Below are 272 nucleotides of genomic sequence, written 5' to 3'. Positions count from 1 at the left end.
TCCCGGGTCAGGGTTCGCAGTGGTTGGGGATGGCGGCTGGGCTGTTGGAGTCCTCGCCGGTGTTCGCAACCCGGGTGGAAGAGTGTGCGAAGGCGCTGGAGCCCTTTACCGACTGGTCGTTGGTGGATGTCCTGCGGGGGAGTGAGGGTGCGCCTTCGCTTGACCGGGTGGATGTGGTGCAGCCGGCGTTGTTCGCGGTGATGGTGTCGCTGGCCGAGGTGTGGGGTGCGGCGGGTGTCCGGCCGGGTGCGGTGATCGGGCATTCGCAGGGT

General features: G+C 68.0%; 1 protein-coding gene. It reads left to right on the top strand.

The genetic code is table 11. The features are described 5' to 3' along the window. Positions 1-272 (top strand): acyltransferase domain-containing protein (locus ACEPPI_RS40895; RefSeq protein ID WP_373920298.1); only part of this gene is annotated, 272 nt, incomplete at both ends.

The sequence above is a fragment of the Streptomyces sp. AB3(2024) genome (genome assembly GCF_041862025.1).
Lineage (GTDB): Bacteria > Actinomycetota > Actinomycetes > Streptomycetales > Streptomycetaceae > Streptomyces.
This window is presented reverse-complemented; position numbering and strand designations above follow the sequence as displayed.